The 22,281-nt window shown below is 64.9% G+C and carries 17 protein-coding genes; 5 read left to right on the top strand and 12 right to left on the bottom strand.

The features are described 5' to 3' along the window. Positions 1–12: 12 nt before the first annotated feature. From WD006_RS23305 to zwf, 5 genes are all read right to left on the bottom strand, one after another. Complete coding sequence (locus WD006_RS23305; RefSeq protein ID WP_011520193.1) at positions 13–1,344, bottom strand: HAMP domain-containing histidine kinase; 1,332 nt, start codon at positions 1,342–1,344, stop codon at positions 13–15. Further along, positions 1,344–2,072 (bottom strand): response regulator transcription factor, encoded by a 729-nt coding sequence (locus WD006_RS23300; RefSeq protein ID WP_029308713.1) that lies wholly within the window; start codon positions 2,070–2,072, stop codon positions 1,344–1,346. The genes WD006_RS23305 and WD006_RS23300 overlap by 1 nt, the downstream gene beginning before the upstream one ends. Before the next feature lie 6 nt (positions 2,073–2,078). Then, a complete protein-coding gene (locus WD006_RS23295; RefSeq protein WP_029308712.1) occupies positions 2,079–3,089 on the bottom strand; it encodes a glucokinase in 1,011 nt (336 codons plus the stop codon). Between the two features lie 4 nt (positions 3,090–3,093). Beyond that, the gene (gene pgl, locus WD006_RS23290) at positions 3,094–3,774 is read right to left on the bottom strand and encodes a 6-phosphogluconolactonase (RefSeq protein WP_011520195.1); all 681 of its coding nucleotides are present in this window, start codon (positions 3,772–3,774) and stop codon (positions 3,094–3,096) included. A gap of 81 nt (positions 3,775–3,855) precedes the next feature. Then, the gene (zwf, locus tag WD006_RS23285; RefSeq protein ID WP_029308711.1) at positions 3,856–5,304 is read right to left on the bottom strand and encodes a glucose-6-phosphate dehydrogenase; all 1,449 of its coding nucleotides are present in this window, start codon (positions 5,302–5,304) and stop codon (positions 3,856–3,858) included. A gap of 308 nt (positions 5,305–5,612) precedes the next feature. Between zwf and edd the strand changes: the two genes are divergently transcribed. Beyond that, positions 5,613–7,439, top strand: coding sequence for a phosphogluconate dehydratase (gene edd / locus WD006_RS23280; protein ID WP_029308710.1), 1,827 nt, complete (start codon positions 5,613–5,615; stop codon positions 7,437–7,439). A 113-nt stretch (positions 7,440–7,552) separates the two neighbouring features. On the opposite strand, the gene WD006_RS23275 is transcribed toward edd, so the two are convergent. The 3 genes from WD006_RS23275 to WD006_RS23265 form a co-directional block, all read right to left on the bottom strand. Continuing rightward, positions 7,553–8,407, bottom strand: coding sequence for a mechanosensitive ion channel family protein (locus WD006_RS23275; protein WP_011520198.1), 855 nt, complete (start codon positions 8,405–8,407; stop codon positions 7,553–7,555). A gap of 130 nt (positions 8,408–8,537) precedes the next feature. Next, the gene (locus tag WD006_RS23270) at positions 8,538–9,455 is read right to left on the bottom strand and encodes a helix-turn-helix domain-containing protein (protein WP_029308709.1); all 918 of its coding nucleotides are present in this window, start codon (positions 9,453–9,455) and stop codon (positions 8,538–8,540) included. 71 nt (positions 9,456–9,526) lie between these two features. Continuing rightward, positions 9,527–10,786, bottom strand: a complete 1,260-nt coding sequence (locus WD006_RS23265) for an MFS transporter (RefSeq protein WP_011520200.1) — start codon at positions 10,784–10,786, stop codon at positions 9,527–9,529. A gap of 317 nt (positions 10,787–11,103) precedes the next feature. Here WD006_RS23265 and WD006_RS23260 point away from each other — a divergent pair, with 317 nt between their 5' ends. Both WD006_RS23260 and WD006_RS23255 read left to right on the top strand, forming a co-directional pair. Next, a complete protein-coding gene (locus tag WD006_RS23260) occupies positions 11,104–13,257 on the top strand; it encodes a TonB-dependent receptor family protein (RefSeq protein ID WP_029308708.1) in 2,154 nt (717 codons plus the stop codon). Between the two features lie 270 nt (positions 13,258–13,527). Continuing rightward, positions 13,528–15,672: a TonB-dependent receptor family protein gene (locus WD006_RS23255; protein ID WP_411500152.1), complete on the top strand. Its 2,145-nt coding sequence runs from the start codon at positions 13,528–13,530 to the stop codon at positions 15,670–15,672. A 74-nt stretch (positions 15,673–15,746) separates the two neighbouring features. Here the strand turns inward: WD006_RS23255 and WD006_RS23250 are convergent, their stop codons facing one another. After that, on the bottom strand, positions 15,747–17,339 hold the full coding sequence (locus tag WD006_RS23250; RefSeq protein WP_011520203.1) for a peptide chain release factor 3: 1,593 nt from the start codon (positions 17,337–17,339) through the stop codon (positions 15,747–15,749). Between the two features lie 96 nt (positions 17,340–17,435). Beyond that, positions 17,436–18,401: a YihY/virulence factor BrkB family protein gene (locus WD006_RS23245; RefSeq protein WP_011520204.1), complete on the bottom strand. Its 966-nt coding sequence runs from the start codon at positions 18,399–18,401 to the stop codon at positions 17,436–17,438. Between the two features lie 221 nt (positions 18,402–18,622). Here WD006_RS23245 and WD006_RS23240 point away from each other — a divergent pair, with 221 nt between their 5' ends. Both WD006_RS23240 and WD006_RS23235 read left to right on the top strand, forming a co-directional pair. Then, positions 18,623–18,817 (top strand): hypothetical protein, encoded by a 195-nt coding sequence (locus WD006_RS23240; RefSeq protein ID WP_029308706.1) that lies wholly within the window; start codon positions 18,623–18,625, stop codon positions 18,815–18,817. Between the two features lie 865 nt (positions 18,818–19,682). After that, the gene (locus WD006_RS23235; RefSeq protein WP_011520208.1) at positions 19,683–20,003 is read left to right on the top strand and encodes a hypothetical protein; all 321 of its coding nucleotides are present in this window, start codon (positions 19,683–19,685) and stop codon (positions 20,001–20,003) included. A gap of 164 nt (positions 20,004–20,167) precedes the next feature. Here WD006_RS23235 and WD006_RS23230 read toward each other — a convergent pair whose 3' ends face one another. Together WD006_RS23230 and WD006_RS23225 are read right to left on the bottom strand one after the other, a co-directional pair. Beyond that, the gene (locus WD006_RS23230) at positions 20,168–21,541 is read right to left on the bottom strand and encodes a sigma-54-dependent transcriptional regulator (protein ID WP_017514649.1); all 1,374 of its coding nucleotides are present in this window, start codon (positions 21,539–21,541) and stop codon (positions 20,168–20,170) included. 125 nt (positions 21,542–21,666) lie between these two features. Beyond that, entirely contained in the window at positions 21,667–22,128 is a 462-nt protein-coding gene (locus WD006_RS23225) for a hypothetical protein (protein WP_029308704.1), read from the bottom strand. Positions 22,129–22,281: the final 153 nt, after the last annotated feature.

The following is a 22,281-nucleotide window of genomic DNA, read 5'->3' as shown; positions in this document are numbered from 1 at the left end:
TCAGCCGACAGATCAGGCGGTCACAGGAAACACCACCCGCACACACAGCCCCGGCGCCGCATCTTCCAGAAAGACGCGCGCGCCGTGCGACTGTGCGATCTCGGCCACGATGGCCAGACCCAGCCCGCTGCCGCCGGTGGGCGCATCTGGAACGCGATAGAAGCGATCGAATACGCGCTCGCGCTCGGCGGCTGAGATGCCCGGGCCGTTGTCGATCACGGCCAGTTCCACACCCGCCGCGATCTCGCTCACCCGCACATCGATGCAACCGCCACGCGGAATGTATTGCAGCGCGTTGTCGACCAGATTGGTCAGCAGGATGCGCAAGGCATCGGCATCGCCACGCACGGTGGCCTGACTCCCGGCCTTGTCATCCAGACCGAGGTCGATATCGCGATTGATGGCGGCCTGGGACATATCCGCCACCACGCCGACGGCCAGTTCGCGCAGGTCGATCGGTTCATGTGGCGGCGGCACGGCACCTGGCTCCTGCCGCGCCAGCGTGAGCAACTGCGCCACGAGGTGGGTCAACCGCTCAAGCCCCTGCCGTAGCTGGCCCACGGCCTCCTGCCGGGCCTCGGCATTTTCGGCGCGTTCGACGAGTTGAGCCTGCAACTGCAGCGCGGCCAGCGGCGTGCGCAACGCATGAGCGGCATCGGCCACGAACGCGCGTTGCGTGTCGATGGCATGCGCCAGCCGCCCCAGCAACTGATTCAAGGCATCGGATAACGGCGCGATCTCCACGGGCATATTGCGCACGGACAGCGGCGCCAGCGTGTTGGCATCGCGCGCGCTCACCTCGCTGGCAATCTCGCGCAGCGGCCGCAAGCCACGCCCCACCGCCAGCCACACCAGCCAGCCAAGCAGCGGCAACAACAGCAGCAGCGGCGCCACCGTGCGCAGCGCCATATGCGCGGCCAGCGTGCGACGCGCGCTCATCGGCTGGGCGATCTGCACGACCGCCGGCCCGAGTTGCACGCTGTAGATGCGCCACTCGCCAGAGTTGGTCTGCGCATTCGAGAAACCTAGCTCCGCCTGCGGGGGCAACGCCGGATGCGAGTGCGACAGATAGAGGCTGCGTCCCGAACCATCCCAAATATGGATCACGACGTCCTCGTCGGCATGCAGCAGGTCGGCGCCGGTGGCGCTGCCGGAATCGAACGGCGGCGGCGCCGGCGCGGAAAACTGGCTCGGCAACGCGGCCGCCAGTTGCTTCATCTGGTAGTCGAACAGCGCGTTGGCTTCCTGCCGCGCCTGCCCATAGATCAGCGCGGTGGCCACGGCGATCCCCACGGCAAGCCCCGCCGCCAGCCACCAGAGCAGCGTACGTTGAATCGAGCGCATCAATGCATGGCTCCCTCGGGACCACCCTTGGTGTCTTGTTCCGCGCCGCTTTCGGCGGGGATCACATAGCCCACCCCGCGGATATTGCGAATCAGCGCCGCGCCGAACTTGCGGCGCAGCGTATGAATATAGACCTCCACCGTATTGCTGCCGACTTCGTCATCCCAGCCATACAACCGCTCCTGAAGCTGCGGCACCGACCACACCTTGCCGGGTCGGGCCATCAGCGCCGACAGCAGTGCGAATTCACGCGCCGACAGCCGGACGGACGCGCCGGCCTGGGTGGCTTCGCGGGTGGCGGGGTTGAGCATGATGTCGCCGTAGCGCAGCACCGGTTCCGCGCGCCCCTCGGCACGGCGCACCAGCGCGTGCATACGGGCCGCCAGCTCCTGCAGGTCGAACGGCTTGATCAGGTAGTCGTCGGCGCCAGCGTTGAGTCCGGCCACGCGGTCGGCCACCGCGTCGCGCGCGGTCAGGATCAGCACCGGCGTGCGCACGTTGCGGGCCCGTAGCGTCTTCAGGACGTCGAGCCCCGGGCGGCGCGGCAAACCCAGGTCTAGCAACACCACGTCGTAGCCGCCGTCGGCCCGGGGACCGTGCTGGTCCGATGCGGCATCGAGCCCGGCATCGCCATCGCGCACCCAGTCGACCGTAAAACCCTCCTGGCGCAGCGCCACCTTCACGCTTTCGCCGATCATGGCGTCATCTTCTACCAGCAATACACGCATCGTCTTTCAGGATTGAGAGGTCTCGGCGCGGCGCGCGTCGGCTTCAAGCCGATCCGCCAGTGCGCGAGCCAGGCCCGGCAGCGCCGGATACTCGGCCGTGATCACGTACACCGGCACATCGGCAAGGAAACTGCCCATGCGGCCCTTGGCGACAAAGCGCTCCGCGAAGGTCGACGCCCGTAGGGCATCGACAAAGCGTGGAACGATACCACCGCCGAGATAGACGCCACCACGTGCGCCGAGCACCAGCGCGACATCGGCGGCAACCGAGCCGAGCATCCCGCAGAACGCGTCGAAAGCGCGGCGGCATACCGGGTCGCCCGCGCGCATCGCGCCGTCCGTCACCTGCGCCGGTGCCAGCGGCACCTCCAGAGGCGTACCCATTTCTGCGGACAGCGCGGCATGAATATGCGAGAGACCCATACCCGACAGCAGCCGCTCCGCCGACACGCGCCCAAACTGATCGTGGGCGGCGTGCCAGGCGATCCACTCGTCGTCGGTGACCGGCATGATCTCGATGTGCCCGCCCTCGCCCGCCAGCGCCACCGCGCCACCCGGCGCGGGAATCAGGCCGGATACGCCAAGGCCGGTTCCCGGCCCGATCAAGGCCCGGGGCGCCGTGGCCACCGCCGTGCCGTCGCGTACCTGCACAAGGCTGGCGTCGGGCAGATACGGCAGCGCCAGCGCCAGCGAGGTGAAGTCGTTGATGGCCACCAGCGTGTCGAGATCGAGCGCGCGGCGCATGGCCTCGACGGAGAACGCCCAGTTGTGGTTGGTCAGCTTGACCTGGTCACCAGTGACCGGATTGGCCAGGCCGATGGCCGCATGGCGCGGCCGGGCCGCGCCGCTACGCGTCAGCATGTAGAGCCGCATCGCTGCTTCGAGCGAGGCGTGCTCGGCCACCTTGTATGCGGTGATCTCGCCGATCCGCATCGGCGCTGTCTCCATGGCAAAGCGCACGTTGGTGCCGCCCACGTCGGCCAGGATCCGGGGATAGGACATCGCGCGATCCGTCATCGGCTTAGACCCGGAAGACATCGACGCCGTGGCGGTGCCGTGCCAGCACGACACTGACCGGCAACGAGGGCGTCGGCGTCTTCAGCGCCTGCTCCAGCACGGCGGCCTTCTTCTCGCCGCTGATTGCCAGGAACATGCGGTCCGCCGCCAGCAACGCGGCCAGGTTCAGCGTGACGCGCGCATGGGGCGCGACGGACGGATGGGTAACGATATAGCCCGGAGTCGGTTCGGACAGGGCGGTCTGAAGCTCAGGCGCATCCGGAAACAGCGAGGCCGTGTGACCATCTTCGCCCATGCCCAGCACTACTACATCCGGTTGCAGGAAGGCCTGATTCAGGCGCGCCACCGCGCTTTGCGGATGCGCGGCCTCGGCCTCATCGCGGATCAACGGCGCCCAGGCCGCCACGCCCGCGCCTTCGCGCAGCAAGTGGCTGCGCACCATGGCTCCGTTGCTGTCGGCGTCATCGGGCGGCACCGCGCGCTCGTCGACCAGCGTGACCGTCACGGCTTCCCAGCGAACGGGGCGGTAGCGCAGTCGTTCGAACATGGCTTGTGGCGACTTGCCGCCCGACACGGCCAGCACGGCCCAGCCTTTGGCCTTGATCGCGAGATCAAGCGCGTGACCGATCGAGATGGCCAGTGATTCAGCCTGGTCCATCAACGTCGCATGTTCGAATTGGCGCATGGGCTGCTCCTTCTACTCCTTATGGTTCTCGTGTCGTGGTGAATCCGATGTTTCCGATGTCTCCGATCCTTCGGTGGCGCGTCAGGCCTCCTCATGCCATAACGCGCCGTCGCGCGACATCAGGGCCGACGATGCCGCCGGTCCCCAGGTGCCGGCCGTGTACGGTTTGGGCGGCACGGTGCTCTGGTCCCACGTATCGAGAATCGGCTCGACCCAGCGCCACGCCTGCACCTGCTCGTCGCGTCGCACGAACAGGCCAAGCTTGCCGCGGATCACGTCGAGCAACAGCCGCTCGTATGCGCCCGCACGGCGCATCTTGAACGAGTTGGCGAAGTCGAGATCGAGCGAGGTCGGCGTCAGCTCCACGGTATCGCCCGGTTGCTTGACCAGGAAATACAGGCGGATGCTCTCTTCGGGCTGCAGCCGTATCACGAGCCGGTTCTGCGGCGACAGGGTCAGCGGCCGGGGAAAGATCGCATGGGGCACGTCGCGGAAATGGACCACGATCTCGGCCACGCGCGATTGCATCCGCTTGCCCGTGCGCAGGTAGAACGGCACCCCTTCCCAGCGCCAGTTGGCGATTTCGGCCTTGATGGCAACAAAGGTCTCGGTCGTGCTGTCGGCGGCGATGCCCTGCTCGTCGACGTAGCTGACCACGGGCTTGCCGCCGACGGCGCCGGCGCGATACTGGCCGCGCACGGTCTTCTCGGCAACGTCCTGCGGCAGGATTGGCTTGAGCGCCTTGAGGATCTTGATCTTCTCGTCGCGAATCGCGTCTTCGGACAGGCTGGCCGGCGGTTCCATCGCCACCATGCACAGCAGTTGCACCAGGTGGTTCTGCACCATGTCTCGCAGCGCGCCGGTGCGATCGTAGAAATCACCGCGTGTCTCCACGCCCAGTTCCTCGGCGATGGTGATCTGCACGTCCTGCACCCACTCGCGCCGCCACAGCGGCTCGAACAGCGCGTTGGCGAAGCGGATCGCCATCAGGTTCTGGACCGATTCCTTGCCCAGGTAATGGTCGATCCGGTAGATCTGTTCCTCGCCGAAATACCGCGACACGGCGTTGTTGATCGCCTCCGACGAGTCGAGATCATGGCCGAGCGGCTTCTCAAGCACCACGCGCACGTTGGGTGTATTGAGGCCGGTTCGCCCCAGTTGCTCGCAGATCGGCACGAAGATATGCGGCGCCGTGGCCAGATAGCACACGACCACTTCGGGCTTGCGGGCCAGCACCTGCTCGGCCAGCGCGTCGAAGTGCGCCGGCTGGCGCGCGTCGGCCTGCACGTAGCCGATACGATCCATGAACGAGGTCCACGCTTCGGGTGGCGCATGTTCGAGGCCAGGACGCACGCTTTCCTCGAGCATCGCCTTGTATTGCTCGGTGGTGTGCGGATGACTTCCGGTAGCGAGAATGCGCGAGGACGGGTGGAGACACCCCGTGCGGTGCGCGTCGAAAAGGGCTGGCAGCAGCTTGCGCCGCGCCAGGTCTCCGGTGCCGCCGAACAGCACCATGTCGAAATCGGGCAAGCTCACCCTAGGCTCCTTGCGGGGGATGGGGCGCCCCGGCAACTATTGAGTCCGCCGCGCGGCGCATTGGTTCCGGCCATGGTACGTCACTCGCCGCCGCTTGGGCAGGGGGAAGTGGCCACGAGCATGACCCGCGCCGCACATCGGACCCAAAGCGTACCCGTTTCTGCGTGGCCCGGATCACCGTGGCGGAACAACCGTGAGCCGCTTCAATCCCACATGCAGACGGACATGTCGTCGATCCGGACGGCATTCCGATGATGCCCATGAATTTCGACTACGCTGATAGCGCCCTACAGGAGACTTCCATGCCCCGCCACCCCGTACTGGATGCGGTCACGGTCCGCATCGTGGCCCGCAGTGCCCCTACCCGCCAGGCCTACCTGGAGCGCACCCGCGCCATGGCGGGCCAGAAGGTCGAACGCGCCAACCTGTCGTGCACCAATCTCGCACACGGTGTGGCGGCGATGCCCGATGACGCGAAGATCCGGCTCAAGGCGCAGGAGCGGCCGAATCTCGCGATCGTGTCGGCCTACAACGAGATGCTGTCCGCACACCAGCCGCTGAACGCCTTTCCGCAGTGGATCAAGGAAGCCGCGCTGGAATCCGGCGGTACCGCGCAGTTCGCCGGTGGCACGCCGGCCATGTGCGATGGGGTCACGCAGGGCCAGGACGGCATGGACCTGTCGCTGTTCTCGCGTGACGTGATCGCGATGGCCACCGCGGTCGCGCTATCGCACCAGATGTTCGACGGCGTGCTCTGCCTCGGCGTGTGCGACAAGATCGTGCCAGGCCTGGTGATGGGCGCGCTGTCGTTCGGACACCTGCCCGCCGTGTTCGTGCCGGGTGGCCCGATGACGACCGGCATGGGCAACGAGGAAAAGGCGCACATCCGCCAGCTCTACGCGGAAGGCAAGATCGGGCGCGAGGAACTGCTGGAAGCCGAGACACGGTCGTACCACGGCCCGGGCACCTGCACGTTCTACGGCACCGCCAATTCGAACCAGATGCTCATGGAGATCATGGGCCTCCATCTGCCGGGCACGGCCTTCATCAATCCGAACACGCCGCTCCGCGAGGCCCTGACCCGCGAATCCGCGCGCCAGGCGCTGCGGCTCGTCCACGGCGGCACGCGCTACATGCCGATTGCCGAAGTCCTGGACGAACGCGCCTTTGTTAACGGTATCGTCGGGTTGCTGGCCACTGGTGGGTCCACCAACCACACGTTGCACCTGATCGCCATGGCCCGCGTGGCCGGCATTCTCCTGACCTGGGACGATTTCGACGAACTGTCCGCCGCCGTGCCCTTGCTGGCGCGCGTGTACCCGAACGGCAAGGCCGACGTAAACCAGTTCCAGGCGGCCGGCGGGCTGCCGGTGGTGATACGTGGGCTGCTGTCGCTGGGACTGCTGCATGACGACGTCAATACGATCGCCGGCACCGGTCTGGCCGATTACACGCGCGAGCCGGTGCTGCGAGACGGCAAGCTGAGCTGGATCGACGGCCCGGTGAAGTCCCTGGACGACACCATCGTGCGCACCGCCGACAGCCCGTTCGCCCCCGACGGCGGTATCAAGCTGCTCGATGGCAAGCTCGGCCGCTGCGTCATCAAGACATCGGCCGTCAAACCCGAGCATCAGGTCGTGGAAGCACCCGCCATCGTGTTCCATCGCCAGGACGATCTGCTGGCTGCCTTCAAGCGTGGCGAGCTGGAGCGTGATTTCGTGGCCGTGCTCCCGTGGCAAGGCCCGTCCGCGTGCGGGATGCCCGAGCTGCACAAGCTCACGCCGACGCTGACATTGCTGCAGGATCGCGGCTTCCACGTGGCGCTGGTGACGGATGGCCGCATGTCGGGCGCATCGGGCAAAGTACCGGCTGCCATCCACGTCTGCCCCGAAGCGCATTCGGGCGGAGAGATCGGCAAGGTCCGCACGGGCGATATCGTGCGCGTGGATGCCCCGGCAGGCGTGCTCACGGTCAGGGTCGACGAGGCGGAGTGGGCGTCCCGGCCCATGGACACACCTGACCTGACGCGCAATCGGCATGGCGTGGGCCGCGACCTCTTCGGCGGGTTTCGCGCGCACGTGAGCACAGCCGAAGCCGGCGCGTGTTCGCTGTTCGCGGAAGAGCATTAATGGAATTGGGGGGACGGCCGCCGGAGCGGCGGCCGCGAAAGCGTACCCGTTTCTGCGTACGATTCTTGCGCGCGTTTTGTACGCGTTTTAGACGCGTTTCGCGTGCGTGTGGGCTACGCCCGGGCGGCGTCGCCGCTCTCTGGCCTGCGTACTTCCTGCACGGGTACGGCCAAGCGGCAACCGGCATCCTCTAGCCGCTGTTGCAGCCGGCCGAAGAAGCCATATTGGACGTTCCAGAAGTCGCCGCTGTTCGTCCAGTAGCGCGCGTTCAGCGTGATGCCCCGGTCGGTGTAGCGGGTCACCATGACTTCGGGCCTCGGCTCGGGCAGCAGGCGTGACTCCTCGGCCATCATGGCCTTGAGCGCATCGAGGCCCGCCTGAATGTCGCTGTCGAACGTGACGATGGCCTCGATGTCCAGGCGGCGCGTCGGGTTCTCGCTGTAGTTGGTGATGGCGCTGCCCCAGATCTTGCCGTTCGGCACGCGCATGCAAACGCCATCGGCCGTCGTCAACTCGGTCATGAAGAGGCCGGTTTCGCGCACCGTGCCCGCCACGCCCTGCGCGTCGATGTACTGCCCGACGCGGAACGGCCGCAGCAGCACCAGCATGATGCCGGCCGCGATGTTCTGCAGCGTGCCTTGCAACGCCAGCCCGATCGCCAGGCCGGCGGCACCCAGCATCGCGATGATGCTGGCGGTCTGCACACCAAACTGCGACAGCACCAGCACGATGGTCAGGATCCGGATGATCCATTGCGCCACCGCGGTCAGCATCGGCCTCAGGGTGTCGTCGATGTAGGTGCGCTGCAGCGCCCGCGTCAACGCCCGGCTGACGCGGCCAGACAACCACCACCCGCCAACCAGTATCGCCAGCGCAGCCAGCAGGTTCAGCCCCTGGCTAACCGCGAATTGCGCGAGATAGGTCCAGGTGGCCTCGACTTTGGCGGCATCAATGAATTTCAGGTCCATCCGTCGGCTCCTTCCTTTCAGGGCAAAGCTCGTAGACACCCGTCGGACCGAGACGTTCCGGATCGGTCTTCAGCAAAAGCGTACCCATTTCTGCGTGACGCAGTGCAGCGAGATGGCCTAAATGTGCGCCTTACGATCCCTGAGAGGCCGAAATAGACGGTAGTGCGCCCATTCCAGACGCACGCGCTTGTCCCGGCGTCACCCCATAGGCGGCGCGGAACCTGTTGTTGAAATGGCTGGCGGAGGCAAAGCCAGCCTGGTCGGCTACCTGTTGCAACGAGAGCCGCCGGTCGCCCAGCAGCCCGCACGCCCGTGACAGCCGCGCGCGCATGATCCAGACATGCGGGGGCATTCCGAATGAAATGCGGAACATGCGCGCGAAGTGGTACTCAGACAGATCCGCCAGCGCGGCCAGGTCTCCGAGCGTGGGATTAGCGGCCGGATGGGCGTGAACCCACTCCGTCACACGCCGACGCGCGGCGGCGGAAAGACCGCCGCGCCAGTCGACCGAAGGCTGGCGCGTACCGTGTGACAGCAGCATCCGCGTCACTGCCTCGTGCGCCATCGCATTGGCGGCCATGCGCATGTCGGGCGCTTCCCAGTCGAGCGCAACCATGTGGCGGGTCAGCGCCACCAGCGCATCGTCTTCGGCAAACAGGCGGTCCTGCAACTGCAGCGCGCGTGGCTCCATGTCCAGCACACGCACGCAGTGCCAGGCCAGATGCTCGGGCTGGAAGTAGAGATGCATGAAGCGCTGCGTGCCGCCGACGTGCCAGCGAGACTCATGGTCGGCAGGCAGCAGGCACAGGCGGTCGGGCGCGCCCTTGCGGTCGGGTACGTCGCGCCGGTACGTCGAGAAGCCGCCTTCGAGGTAGACCGACATCGTGTGATGGCCGGGCCGCGCATACGCGGTGTCGTCCATCCGGTTGCGCCAGAGCGCGAGGCCAAACCCGTCACCCAGCGCGCAGGCACGCTCCAGCGACGCACGCGATTGCGTGAGCGCGGAGAACACCGCGTTGTCATGGAGGGGTGTGGAGGGGGCGGACATTGGGCGACTATAGCGCGATCACCGGCGCGCAGAAACGGGTACGCTTTTCTGCCGGCGAGCGGCCATGCCGCTCAGCTTGCCTTGGCCGGATGATGGTCGTGCAGGCGATCACGCTCGGTGAGGTTCGGGAACAGGCGCATCCACGCCACCACCACGATCAGCGTGCCGACACCACCCAGCAGGACCGCGCCAACCGGCCCGAGCAGCGCGGCGGTCACCCCGGATTCGAACTCGCCAAGCTGGTTGGAAGCGCCGATGAACACCGAATTCACCGCGCCCACGCGTCCGCGCATGTCATCGGGGGTGTCGAGCTGCACCAGCGTCTGGCGCACCACGACGCTGATCATGTCTGAAGCACCGAGCACCACGAGCGCTGCCATCGACAACGGCAGCCATTTGGAAACGCCGAACACCATCGTCGCCAGACCAAAGATCGCCACGGCCGTGAACATCACGCGCCCAACGCGACGGTTGAGCGGGTTGCGGGCCAGCCAGAGCGCGGTGGTCAACGCGCCGATCGCGGGCGCCGAGCGCAGCAGGCCAAGACCCCACGGACCGGTATGCAGGATGTCGCGCGCGTAGATCGGCAGCAGCGCCGTGGCGCCGCCGAGCAGCACCGCGAACAGGTCCAGCGACACCGCGCCCAGCAGCACCTGATGGCTTCGGATATAGGCAAATCCGGCGAACAGGGTCTTGAGGCTGGCCTGCGCGGTCATCCGCTGCGCGGCCTGCCGGAGCTTCAGCGTTGTGACCAGGATCGCGGCAATCGCGAACAGCGCGGCGCTGATCGAATAGACCACACCGGGCCCCGCTACGTAGGCAAAGCCACCCAGCGCCGGCCCGATGATGATCGCGGTCTGCCCCGCCGAACTCGACAACGCCACGGCGCGCGGCAACTGGCGTGACGTCACCACGCTGGGCAGCAATGCCTGGAGCGTGGGGGTTTCAAAGGCGCGGCATCCGCCAATCGCTGCAACGAACAGGAAGATGTGCTCGCTCGTGACCCAGCCCGAGAAACTCGCCGCGGCCATCAATGCCGCGATCAGCGCTTCCAGCACCTGACAGGTACGCACCACGATGCGGCGATCGAACCGGTCCGCCACATGACCCGACATCAGCAGCAGGACGATCGACGGCAGAAACTGCACCAGCCCGACCATGCCGAGCATGAACGGATCGCGCGTCAGGTCATACATCTGCCAGCCGACGGCGACAGTGAAGATTTGATAGGCGATGGTGGTGCAAAGCCGGGCGAACCAGAAATGCCGGAAAGCAGGATCACGAAAAACGGTTTGCGGCTCGTCAGCCGCTTGCGCGGGGGCGGTGGACATTGGGTGTATCGGCGCTCGAAGGAGCACGTCGGAGATGTTTCGGCAGCATATTTGGTGTGCTGCGAGGCGGGAAGCGCACGAATGCGTGCACTTGGACACAAAGGTGGTGATTCTAAACGAGGCGGTCGGGAAGTGCTGACGCTTTCATGTATCAACGTTGATGCATTGATGTAGTGCCTTCGGGCAGGAACTTGAGAAAGCACAAAGTAAATGCGAACCATTCGCATTTATACTCGCCCAGCCTTGTGCCTTATGGCTCGCTTTTTGCCACGCCAATGTCGCACCGGGCACATGTCAATGCTTCCCGGATATCCATTGTGCTGCCAGCATTCCGCCTTGCCTTCTGCGCGACCAGCGTCGCGCTTCTCACCCTCCCCCTCTCCTCCCAATCCCAAACCCCACCAGCCGCGAGCGCGGGCAACGAAGCCACGCTCAAGACCGTGACCGTGGTGGGCAACTGGCTTGAGGCCCCAAATGAGGAAAAGGTCCTCGAGCACCCCGGCGCCCGGACCATCATCGCCCGGGAAGCCATCGCCGAGACAGGGGCCAACAATGTGCGCGATGTGCTGCGCCAGGTGCCTGGTGTCCAGGTACGGGACAACAACGGCACAGGCGGCAGCGATATCTCGCTGAACGTGGGCGTGCGCGGGTTGACCTCGCGGCTCTCCCCCCGTTCGACGATCCTGATGGATGGCGTGCCGGTGGCCGTGGCGCCCTACGGGCAGCCGCAACTGTCCATGGCGCCGCTGTCCCTGGGCAATCTGGAAGCGGTGGACGTGGTCCGTGGCGCGGGTTCGGTGCGATACGGTCCGCAGAACGTCGGCGGCATCATCAGCTTCGTGACACGGGCGATCCCCAAGACCTTCGCGGCCGACGCGTCTGTCTCCACCGACATCTACAGCCACGGCAGCAGCATCAAGGCCAACCCCACCGCCTTCATCGGCGGCACCAACGACAACGGTCTCGGTGGCGCCCTGCTCTACTCGGGCGTGCATGGCAATGGCTACCGCGAGAGCAATGACAACGTCGATATCGATGACCTGATGCTCAAGGGGGCCTACCGGATTTCGAAGACCGACGAACTCTCGACTGCTTTCCACTACTACGACGCACACGCCAGTATGCCGGGCGGCCTGACACCGCAGCAGTTCGCGGACGATCCCTTTCAGTCCACGCGCCCGTACGACAGTTTCTCGGGTCGGCGCTCTGATTACTCCTTCAAGTACGCGCACAACGACAACAACCGCAATTTCGAAGTGCTGATGTACTACACCAGCAGCTTCCGCGGGAGCGCGCTGGAGCAACCGCGCAGAAACACCACGCCACAGCGTCTCCGCCTGACCACCTCGCCACGGAACTACCATGTGTTCGCCATCGAGCCGCGCTACTCGCAATTGTTCCGCACCGGGAGCATCAGCAACGAGATAAGCGTCGGCTACCGTTACCTGCGCGAGGGCAGCGAGGAAAAAGCCACGCGTACCGCCTTTTACGCCCCGGGCAGCGTCTATGCGCCCGATTTGCCGGCACCCGTGTATCAGTGGCGCACGGGCGGCACTACGGCCAATGCGTTCTACGTCGACGATACGATCAATGTCGGCAACTGGACCATCACGCCGGGTCTGCGCTACGAATTCATCCGCACGAACCTGACTGACCACTTCACTGGCGTCAGGCGGGACGTATCGGCCGACGAACCGCTGCCATCGTTGTCCATGCTCTACCACCTCAGCGACAAATGGACGGCATTTGCCAACGCAGGCGTATCGTTCGGTCCGCTGCAGTACTTCCAGATCGCGTCGACCACGAACGGTCTGAAGCCCGAGAAGGCGAAGACCTATGAAATTGGCACGCACTTCGATGGCGTCAACGGCTGGGGCGGGGAGCTAACGCTATTCAATATCGACTTCGATGACGAACTGCAGCTTCAGGGAGGCCGCGGCGGCGCGCTCGATGCGTGGACGAACCTCGGCGCCACCACCCATCGCGGTGTCGAATCGGGCCTGCGCTTCGACTTCGGCTCGCTGACGAATACGCTGGCCGGCCTGACCGCCTATGCCACCTACACGTTCACGGACGCCATCTACCAGCAAGGCGCATTCGCTGGACGCGATCTCCCCTTCTATTCGCGCCATGTGGCCACGCTGGGAATGCGATATGTGCGCAACCGCTGGGCTTTCAATGTGGACGGCTTCGCGCAGTCGAAACAACGCTCGCCAGGCAATCCGGCGCAATCGACTGTGTATCAAACCCAGGAATCGTCAGACGGCGCACTCGGCGACATCCCCGGCTATGCGCTGATGAACGTGCGCGTGGGATACGACTTCGGCAAGACCGCGCAGAACCTGAAGCTGGTGCTCGGCTTCAAGAACGTCTTCGATCGCCGCTATTACACGCGCTCCAACGACAACAACCTGGGTATGTACGTGGGTATGCCCCGCACGGTCTATTTGCAGGCGTCGCTGGCGTACTGACGATTCCCGAGCACCGGATTGGCAACGCATGCGGTTGGCGCCGCGAACCATGTCGAGCGACAACGGAGGCAAGCCGGGCCGCCTGCAATCTTATATGTATCAACATTGATCCAATCACGATACATGTTCGACAACATTCGCCGCTGGATGTGTAATTGCAAATCATTCCTATTTAAGACTTAAAGGCCTTATGACGCAGTTCGTGCGTTTCGCGACGCGCTGCGCTGCGCACCATCAGGCCCTTGCATTTACCTACCTCGGATGTTCACTGTGCTGCCAGCTTTTCGCCTGACCCTTTGCGCCACCGGCGTCGCCCTACTCGCCCTTCCTCTCTCCTCCCGCTCCCAGACCGCACCGACCGCCACCCCGGCCAATGAGACCACGCTCAACACCATGACCGTGGTAGGCAACTGGCTCGAGGCCCCCAGCGAGGAAAAGGTGTTGGAGCATCCCGGCGCACGGACCATCGTCGACCGGAAGGCCGTTGTCGAGACGGGCGCCAATAACGTGCGCGACGTGCTGAAACGCGTGCCCGGCGTGCAAGTGCAGGACAACAATGGCACAGGCGGCAGTGATATCTCGCTAAACGTGGGCGTGCGCGGGCTGACCTCGCGGCTCTCCCCCCGTTCGACGATCCTGATGGATGGCGTGCCTGTGGCCGCAGCGCCTTATGGACAGCCACAACTGTCAATGGCTCCTACGTCGCTGGGCAACCTCGCGGCAGTCGACGTGGTGCGTGGCGCGGGTTCAGTGCGATACGGCCCGCAGAACGTGGGCGGCATCATCAACTTCGTGACGCGCCCGATCCCCAGAACCTTCGCGGCTGACGCGTCGGTCTCCACCGACATCTACAGCCACGGCAGCAACATCAAGGCCAACCCCACGGCCTTCATCGGCGGCACCAACGACAACGGTCTCGGTGGCGCCCTGCTCTACTCGGGCGTGCATGGCAATGGCTACCGCGAGAGCAATGACAACGTCGATATCGACGACCTGATGCTCAAGGGCGCCTACCGGATCTCCAAGACCGACGAGCTCTCGGCCGCCTTCCACTACTACGAAGCGCACGCCGGAATGCCGGGGGGCCTCACGCCGGAGCAATTCGCGGCTAACCCGTTCCAGTCCACGCGCCCGTATGACGATTTCACAGGCCGCCGTACGGACTTCTCGCTCAAGTACGCGCACAACGACAACAACCGCAAGTTCGAAGTCCTGACGTACTACACCGACAGCTTTCGCGGCAGCACACTCGAGCGGCAAAACGGCGGCCGGATGCTGCTGACCAAATCGCCGCGCGGCTATCACGTGTTCGCGATCGAGCCGCGCTACTCGCAGCTGTTCCGCACCGGCAGCGTCAGCAACGAGGTTAGCGTCGGCTATCGCTATTTGCGCGAGGCCAGTTCCGAACGGACAACACGCACGGCCTTCTACACGCCGGGCAGCGTGTACGCGCCCAACCTGCCTGGCAACCTGTACCAGTCCAGCGACGGCAGCACCACGGCCAACGCGATCTACATCGACGACACCATCAACTGGGGCAAGTGGACGATCACGCCGGGCCTGCGCTACGAGTTCATCCGCTCGAACATCACGGACAACATGATCGGCAAGCGAACCGACAACTCGGCGAACGAGCCGCTGCCGTCGGTCTCGGTGATGTACCACGTCACCGACAACTGGACCGCCTTCGCCAATGCGGGCGTTTCGTTCGGGCCCGTCCAGTACTCGCAGATCAACCGCACCACTAACGGTCTGACGCCCGAGAAGGCGAAGACCTATGAAATCGGCACGCACTTTCATGACGTGAACGGCTGGGGCGGTGAGTTGACGCTGTTCAACATCAACTTCGATGACGAACTGCAGCTGCGCGCCGGCCGGAACGGCTTGCAGGATGCGTGGACGAACCTTGGCGCGACGAAGCACCGCGGTATGGAATCGGGCCTGCGCTTCGACTTCGGCTCGCTGACGAAAAAGCTGGCCGGCCTGACCGCCTACGCCACGTACACGTTCACGGACGCCACCTACCAGCAAGGCGCGTTCGCTGGCCGCGACCTGCCCTTCTATTCGCGCCACGTGGCCACGCTGGGGATGCGATACGTGCGCAACCGCTGGGCTTTCAATGTGGACGGCTTCGCGCAGTCGAAGCAACACTCGTCAGGCGACCCGGCCAAAAACAACCCCATGTACCAGACGCAGCAATCGGCGGATGGCACGCTCGGCGACATTCCCGGCTATGCGCTGCTGAACATGCGCATGGGCTACGACTTCGGCAAGGCCGCGCAGAACCTGAAGCTGGCAGTCGGCATCAAGAACCTGTTCGATCGCCGCTACTTCACGCGTTCTGTCGACAACAACCGTGGCATGTACGTCGGCATGCCGCGCACGTTCTATATCCAGGCATCGCTGGCGTACTGACAGGTCACGCCTCACGCACCAACGGAAACGGCCCGCTTCTGCGGGCCGTTTCCGTTCTCGAACTACGCTGGGGATCAGACGATCTCGCGCGTTTCCAGGAACCGGATATTCGGGAAGCGCTCCTGCGTCAGACGCAGGTTGACCATGCTTGGGGCCAGGTAGACATGGTCGCCCGCACCATCGAGCGCCACGTTGTGCCCGGCCTTGTCGATCAGCTTCTCGATTTCGGCCGGATCGCCCTTCAGCCAGCGGGCCGTGGCGCATTCGTGCGATTCAAAGATCGCGTCCACACCGTACTCGTGCTCCAGGCGGTGCGCCACCACATCGAACTGCAGCATGCCGACCGCGCCCAACACCAGATCGTTCGAAGCCAGCGGACGGAACATCTGCGTCGCGCCTTCTTCGGCAAGCTGCTGCAAACCCTTCTGCAGCTGCTTGACCTTGAGCGGGTTGTTCAGTCGCGCGCGGCGGAAGAACTCGGGCGCGAACGACGGGATGCCCGTGAAGCGCAGCGGCTCGCCTTCCGTGAACACGTCGCCGAGACGGATCGTGCCGTGGTTCGGCACGCCGATGATGTCGCCCGCGAAGGCTTCCTCAGTCGTGTTACGGTCCTGCGCCATGAAGGTGATGGCGTTGTTGATCGCGACAGTCTTGCCCTGCGACACGTGCAGCAGCTTCATGCCGCGATCGAAGCGGCCCGAGCAGACGCGCACGAACGCAATGCGGTCGCGGTGACGCGGGTCCATGTTCGCCTGGATCTTGAACACGAAGCCGGTGAACTTGGCCTCCTCGGGCTCCACGGTGCGGCTTTCGGTCTGGCGCGCCAGCGGCGGGGGCGACAGCTCGCACAGCGCGTCGAGCAGCGACTGCACACCGAAGTTGTTGATGGCCGAGCCGAAGTAGACCGGCGACTGCTTGCCGGCCAGGAACGCTTCCTTGTCGAACGTGTGCGACGCGCCGCGCACCAGTTCCACCTCGATGCGGAGCTCCTCGGCCTGCGAGCCCAGGAGACGGTCGAGTTCCGGGTTGTCGATGCCGTCGATGATCGCCGCCGTGCCCTTCTCGCCCTTCGGGTCGAACAGCTGCACCTTGTCGTCGATCAGGTGATACACGCCACGGAACGCCTTGCCCATGCCGATCGGCCAGGTCATCGGCGCGCACTGAATCTGGAGCACGTCCTCGATTTCATCGAGCAGTTCGATCGGCGAGCGGCCTTCTCGGTCCAGCTTGTTGATGAACGTGAGGATCGGCGTGGCGCGCAAACGGCAGACGTTGAGCAGCTTGATCGTCTGCGCTTCCACACCGTTGACCGAGTCGATCACCATCACGGCCGAATCCACGGCGGTCAGCGTGCGGTAGGTGTCTTCGGAGAAGTCCTCGTGGCCCGGCGTGTCGAGCAGGTTCACGATGTTCTCGGGCAACTCCGGACGCGCCTGATACGGGAACTGCATCACCGACGACGTCACCGAGATGCCGCGCTGCTTTTCCAGCTCCATCCAGTCCGAGGTGGCATGGCGATCGGCCTTGCGCGCGCGCACCTCGCCGGCCACCTGAATTGCGCCGCCGAACCAGAGCAGCTTCTCGGTCAGTGTGGTCTTACCCGCGTCCGGGTGGGAGATGATGGCAAATGTGCGCCGACGCGCAATTTCGGAAACGAGCGAACTCACGGCTGGGGGAACCTGGCAGGTGATATCTGGTGATGGCAAAGGCCCGAACGGCGCAGCGGCACCGGGGCGCGGCTGGCCCGAGGGCGGACAGGGGCGCTATTTTACCGTTTCGCGCTCCTGCGCGGGATCATGACCGCGCAGACTACCGAATTGCAGTGCGTATTGGCGCGTCAGTTCGGCACCGAAGAAGAAGATTTGTGCCGAATAATAGATCCAGAGCATCAGCGCCACGACCGATCCGGCTGCCCCGTACGACGATGCCACCGCACTGTTGCCCAGGTACAGGCCGATCAGGCGCTTGCCCACGGCAAACAACAGGGCCGTGATGACGGAGCCCATCATCACGTCGCGCCACGCGATGCGCGCATTCGGCAGCATCTTGAAGATCACCGCGAACAGTGCGGTAACGACGGCGAACGAAAACAGCGTCGAGATGCCTTCAGCCACCGGCGCGAACCATGTGGCCGTCCAGAGCTGCCCCCAGAAACGGTCGATCACGGCCAGCGCGGCGTTCACGATCAGCGACACCAGCAGCATGAAAGCCAGTACCAGAACGATGCTGAACGACAGCAGCCGGGCCCGCAGCAGCTTCTGCCAGCCAGCGCCGGCCGGCGGCGGCGCATGCCAAATGTCGTCCAGGCTGCTCTTGAGCTCTGCGAACGCGCTGGTGGCGCCGACGAACAGGATGCCGGTGGCAATGACTGCCGCCACACCGCTGCCGCCCGCGCGATGCGTGGCGGCCAGAATGCCCTCGATCGCGGCGGCGCCCTTGGCACCGACCAGATCCTGAATCTGCGCGAAGATCTCACCGCGCGCCGCCTCGGCGCCGAAGAACAGTCCGGCGATGGAAATGACCAGCACCAGGATAGGCGCCAGCGAGAACAGCATGTAGAAAGACAACGCCGCGCCCTTGCTGGCGGCGCGATGGTCCAGCCACGAATTGATTGAGGCCGACACCACGCGCACGGTGCGCCCACCGGTGTGCCGGTCTGGAAGCCAGCGCCTGGGCGCCCGTTGCGAGGAAGCCTGCTCCGGGTTGTTTGGGGCGTGTTCAGGGGGCATGGCGTTCATCCTTGGGTAACTTCGCCAAGCATAAGTGGAGAGATCGGCACCGTCAAAGTCGTGCGGCCGCGCCACGATGAATACGACCGCCGTCATCGGCATCCGGGCGTGAGTTCATCATAGTGCGCGCGGTCAAGCACCGCGCGCACACGCCTGCTAGAGTAGATCAAGGCACAATAACCGGCCGGGTCATCCACTCGCCGGGATACCAGGAGGCAATCGTGATTCGCACCATGCTTGGCCGGTCCCATGTTGTGCGCGACATCGGGCTGACGCTCTGCCTGACGTTCTGCCTGGGCACGCTGGCAGGATGCGATCGGAATCAGGCGCCGGGGCCGGGCCCCAAACCCATCTCCAGTAACGGATCGCAAGCCGCAGGCACCAGCGCGTCGTCCCCGGCCGGCACGCCTCGCTAGAACACGGCACCGAGCGCGGTGCGGTCTGGTTCGGCAAGCACCGAGCGTACCCATTTCTGCGGCAGCGGATCGCCTGACCGCCTGTTTCAGCGTTGCAACAAGGTGCACAGGCATCGCTGTCTACCACGCCGGACATGCCATGTGGACGCCGAACCGCTCACCTCGTGGCCTGGACTCGCATGGCCGCCCTTCCAGTGGATGCGCAGGCCGTTAATCCACCGCTCATCTTCCGTTTCCCCCCGAATCCGGCCCGGGCTGCCGGCCAGGCCGGCCCGCTGAAGCGCCCACGGTTTGCCGGCTTGTTGCGCGCGTGCACGCGCTTGCAGCCGACATTCACGCCTTCGGTTACAGCCGCGAAACCGAATGGCATCGAAGCATGTCATCCCGCCGGGAACGCTTGGCACGTCAACGGCCTGCAGGCCTTGCGGCACAAGAGAAAGCATGACATTGGCACGCTTGTCGCTCTGGAGAGTCAGTGCCAGAAGAACACGAGCCAGTGACAACAATACGAAAGTGACCCCGGGAGAGGAAACAGCCATGCGTCATCCACCAGCGCGCATGACGGCGCGCAGACGCGCCTATCGACTTGCGGGCCCCGCGCCAAGCGTCCAGGATCTGCTGTCGCCGCCCCTGCTCCCGTCGCCGCGAGCGCCCAGACGACCCGCCATGTCCTATTGCGCGGCCGCCGGCTGTGGCGTGGCTGCCTGCGCCAGCCGATCCCGCAGCGGGCCGCCCAGTTACTGACGGGCCGCTTTCTCACGCGGGCGGGTGATTGGTCGTTGCTTTTTGTCGCGCGCGGATCTACACCGGTTTACGTGCTCCGTCCCCCGGCGGGCACCTTTTTTAGTGAGGGAGGGAGCCACCCATGCACGCTAGAGTCCTTGCCGCCCTCGCGCTGGCCTTGCTCTCGAGCATTGCGACGCCGGCCCTGGCAGGCAACTACGCATACTTCGACCGGCCCGACGACGTGAACTTGAACAGCCATGCGGCCGTCAGCAACGACACCTATGTCCGTACCTTTGGCTGGGCATGGGGAGACGTGCGCTTCAAGCCGGACCAGCCGGCAAAATCCGATGAGCGGCAGGCTCGCGATAGCGCGATCGATCCGCACGAGGCGCTGCCCGATCACAACCACGATGGCACCACGCCGCCGCGCGGACGGCGCGGCAAGATCAGCATGAGCTGATCACTCCGGGAGGAAGAATCGTTCGGCATTGCGCGGGCCAAGCCGCGCTAGCCTGCCACCGCTGTCCGGGCGGCAGGACAAAGGAGACCTGGCGAGCGGACGTCGCCAAGTCTCCCTTGGCACTTACTGCACGTGCTGTTTCAGAACTTTCTGCATCGAAGTCGCTACTCCGCCGACGCGCCGGGCTGCGTGTCGATGCGGATGTTGTGCTTGTGCATCAACCGGTATAGCGTCACGCGCGACACGTTGAGCTCGCGCGCCGCCGGCACCACGTGAAAACCATGGCTGGCCATGACGGAGCGGATCGCCTCGCGTTCCGCCTCCTCGCGAATCGCATCCAGCGTCTTGCGTGGCACCTCCACCCCACCGTGCAGTTGCAGATCCTCCGCCGTGATTTTCCGGTTGTCGGTCATCACGATGGCGCGACGCACGCGGTTGATCAGTTCGCGCACATTGCCCGGCCACATGTACTGCATCATGGCCTGCGTCGCGCAGGTGGAGAAGCCGCGAATACGCCGGTGCGCCTCGTGGCCGTGTTCGGCCAGCACCGTATTCGCGAGCAGCAGGATGTCCTCGCCACGCTCGCGCAGCGGCGGAATGGTCAGTGTCAGCACGCAGAGCCGGTGGAACAGATCGGAGCGGAACCGGCCGTCGCTCTGTGCCGCCACCAGGTCCACGTGCGTGGCGGAGATGATGCGCAGGTCGAGCGGAATCGACTGGTGCCCGCCTAGGCGCGTGATCATGCCTTGCTGCAGGAATCGCAGCAGGGCAACCTGGCTTTCCAGCGGCAGGTCACCAATCTCGTCGAGGAACAGCGTGCCGCCCTGGGCCTGCTCGATCCAGCCGATCTTGCGCTGGTTCGCGCCGGTGAACGCGCCTTTCTCGTAGCCGAACAGTTCCGATTGCACGAGGTGCGATGGAATCGCGCCGCAGTTGATCGCCACGAACGGCCCCTTGCGGCGGCTCGACGCTTCGTGGATGGCCTGGGCTGCGAGTTCCTTGCCCGTGCCCGATTCGCCGGAGATGAACACCGGCGCGTCGTTGTGCGCGACCTTCGCCAGCGAGCGGAACATGTTGCGCATGGGCGCGCACTCTCCGATCATCGGCCCGCGCGCCACCAGTTCGGGCGAGCGAGCCCCGTGCAGACATGCCATGCCATGCGCGTGCTTGAGCGTGTAAAGCAACTCGTCGAACGAGAATGGCGTGCGCACGTAGTCGACGCAATAGTCCCGGATCAGACGACGGATGCGCTCGTCCTCCAGCATTGCCGTGGATGTAATGGCGACCCACATCACATGCAGGTGCTGTAGCGCCTGTTCGAGCTGGCTCAGCTCGGCATCGGTGTAAGGCGTCTGCAGGTCGAGCACGCCAGCCATGGGCGAACTCGCACGCACCAGGCGCTCGAGGTCGCGAACCTGCTGCACCCGGCGGATTTCCCATCCGGAGCCAAACTGGTTCGCGTTAAATCCAAAATCTTCATAGCGCGACACGAGCACGATCTGTGCGGTCCGTGTCGGCGCCTTGCACAGTCGGTCCATGACGTTCTCCCGGACGTTGAACTTCTTGTTAGTGGCGGAACCCAAGCCCGCAGGTGTGGCGGCGAGCCGCATGGCCCGTTCGGGGTCCGCTGGCTGCGCGGTCGGTGCCGCGCGCAACGTGGGAATCACGGTCTGGACAAACTGTGTGGGGATTCTTCCGCGACGCTGACCTGGTCGCGTCCGGCGCTCAGCTGATCGCGGATTCGTCGGCGCACCATGTCCTTTTCGAGCATCAGCTCGATGTTCGGTGCGTCGGGCGACTGGCCGGAGTACTGGAAGTACAGCGTCTTGTAGGTCTGCTGGCTGAGAATCCATTCCTGGAGCAGCTTGCGCTGTCGCGAAAGCTCTTCGGCCAGCAGGCGGTGCCGGTGCAGTAGTCCTTCTACCGCGGCGCGGGTGCGCGGCGATACTTCCTGGTCATCGGCAAGCACGGCGGCGACTTCGGCAATGGCGTAATCCTCATGCCAGTCTGACAGCGCGATGCCTGCTGACGCTTCACCCAGGACAGTCCACGCACGGTGGGCGGACGGCTTGGCGGATTCGCTGATGGGCCCGATGGCGGGACGCCGGATTTCTCCTGCGGTCATGATCTGTTCCCCGTTGCACAACATCCCCCGGCACTACACGTTCGCTTGTTACCACTATCTCTGTTCTGGATTGGATCTGTCTTTATATGACGCGTATCTGGTTCGCGCGCTCTTTATTTCGTGGTGGCGAAGCCGTTGGCGCGAAAGCGAACG

The organism is Cupriavidus sp. Met-2, from assembly GCF_049843575.1.
In the GTDB taxonomy this organism is placed as follows: Bacteria; Pseudomonadota; Gammaproteobacteria; order Burkholderiales; family Burkholderiaceae; genus Cupriavidus; species Cupriavidus metallidurans.
This window is presented reverse-complemented; position numbering and strand designations above follow the sequence as displayed.

Excerpts from the sequence above, each read along its gene's own strand:
- WD006_RS23305 (WP_011520193.1), bottom strand. The coding sequence starts at position 1,344 with ATGCGCTCGATTCAACGTACGCTGCTCTGGTGGCTGGCGGCGGGGCTT.
- WD006_RS23300 (WP_029308713.1), bottom strand. The coding sequence starts at position 2,072 with ATGCGTGTATTGCTGGTAGAAGATGACGCCATGATCGGCGAAAGCGTG.
- WD006_RS23295 (WP_029308712.1), bottom strand. The coding sequence starts at position 3,089 with ATGACGGATCGCGCGATGTCCTATCCCCGGATCCTGGCCGACGTGGGC.
- pgl (WP_011520195.1), bottom strand. The coding sequence starts at position 3,774 with ATGCGCCAATTCGAACATGCGACGTTGATGGACCAGGCTGAATCACTG.
- edd (WP_029308710.1), top strand. The coding sequence starts at position 5,613 with ATGCCCCGCCACCCCGTACTGGATGCGGTCACGGTCCGCATCGTGGCC.
- WD006_RS23275 (WP_011520198.1), bottom strand. The coding sequence starts at position 8,407 with ATGGACCTGAAATTCATTGATGCCGCCAAAGTCGAGGCCACCTGGACC.
- WD006_RS23270 (WP_029308709.1), bottom strand. The coding sequence starts at position 9,455 with ATGTCCGCCCCCTCCACACCCCTCCATGACAACGCGGTGTTCTCCGCG.
- WD006_RS23265 (WP_011520200.1), bottom strand. The coding sequence starts at position 10,786 with ATGTCCACCGCCCCCGCGCAAGCGGCTGACGAGCCGCAAACCGTTTTT.
- WD006_RS23245 (WP_011520204.1), bottom strand. The coding sequence starts at position 18,401 with ATGCCCCCTGAACACGCCCCAAACAACCCGGAGCAGGCTTCCTCGCAA.
- WD006_RS23235 (WP_011520208.1), top strand. The coding sequence starts at position 19,683 with ATGCACGCTAGAGTCCTTGCCGCCCTCGCGCTGGCCTTGCTCTCGAGC.
- WD006_RS23230 (WP_017514649.1), bottom strand. The coding sequence starts at position 21,541 with ATGGACCGACTGTGCAAGGCGCCGACACGGACCGCACAGATCGTGCTC.
- WD006_RS23225 (WP_029308704.1), bottom strand. The coding sequence starts at position 22,128 with ATGACCGCAGGAGAAATCCGGCGTCCCGCCATCGGGCCCATCAGCGAA.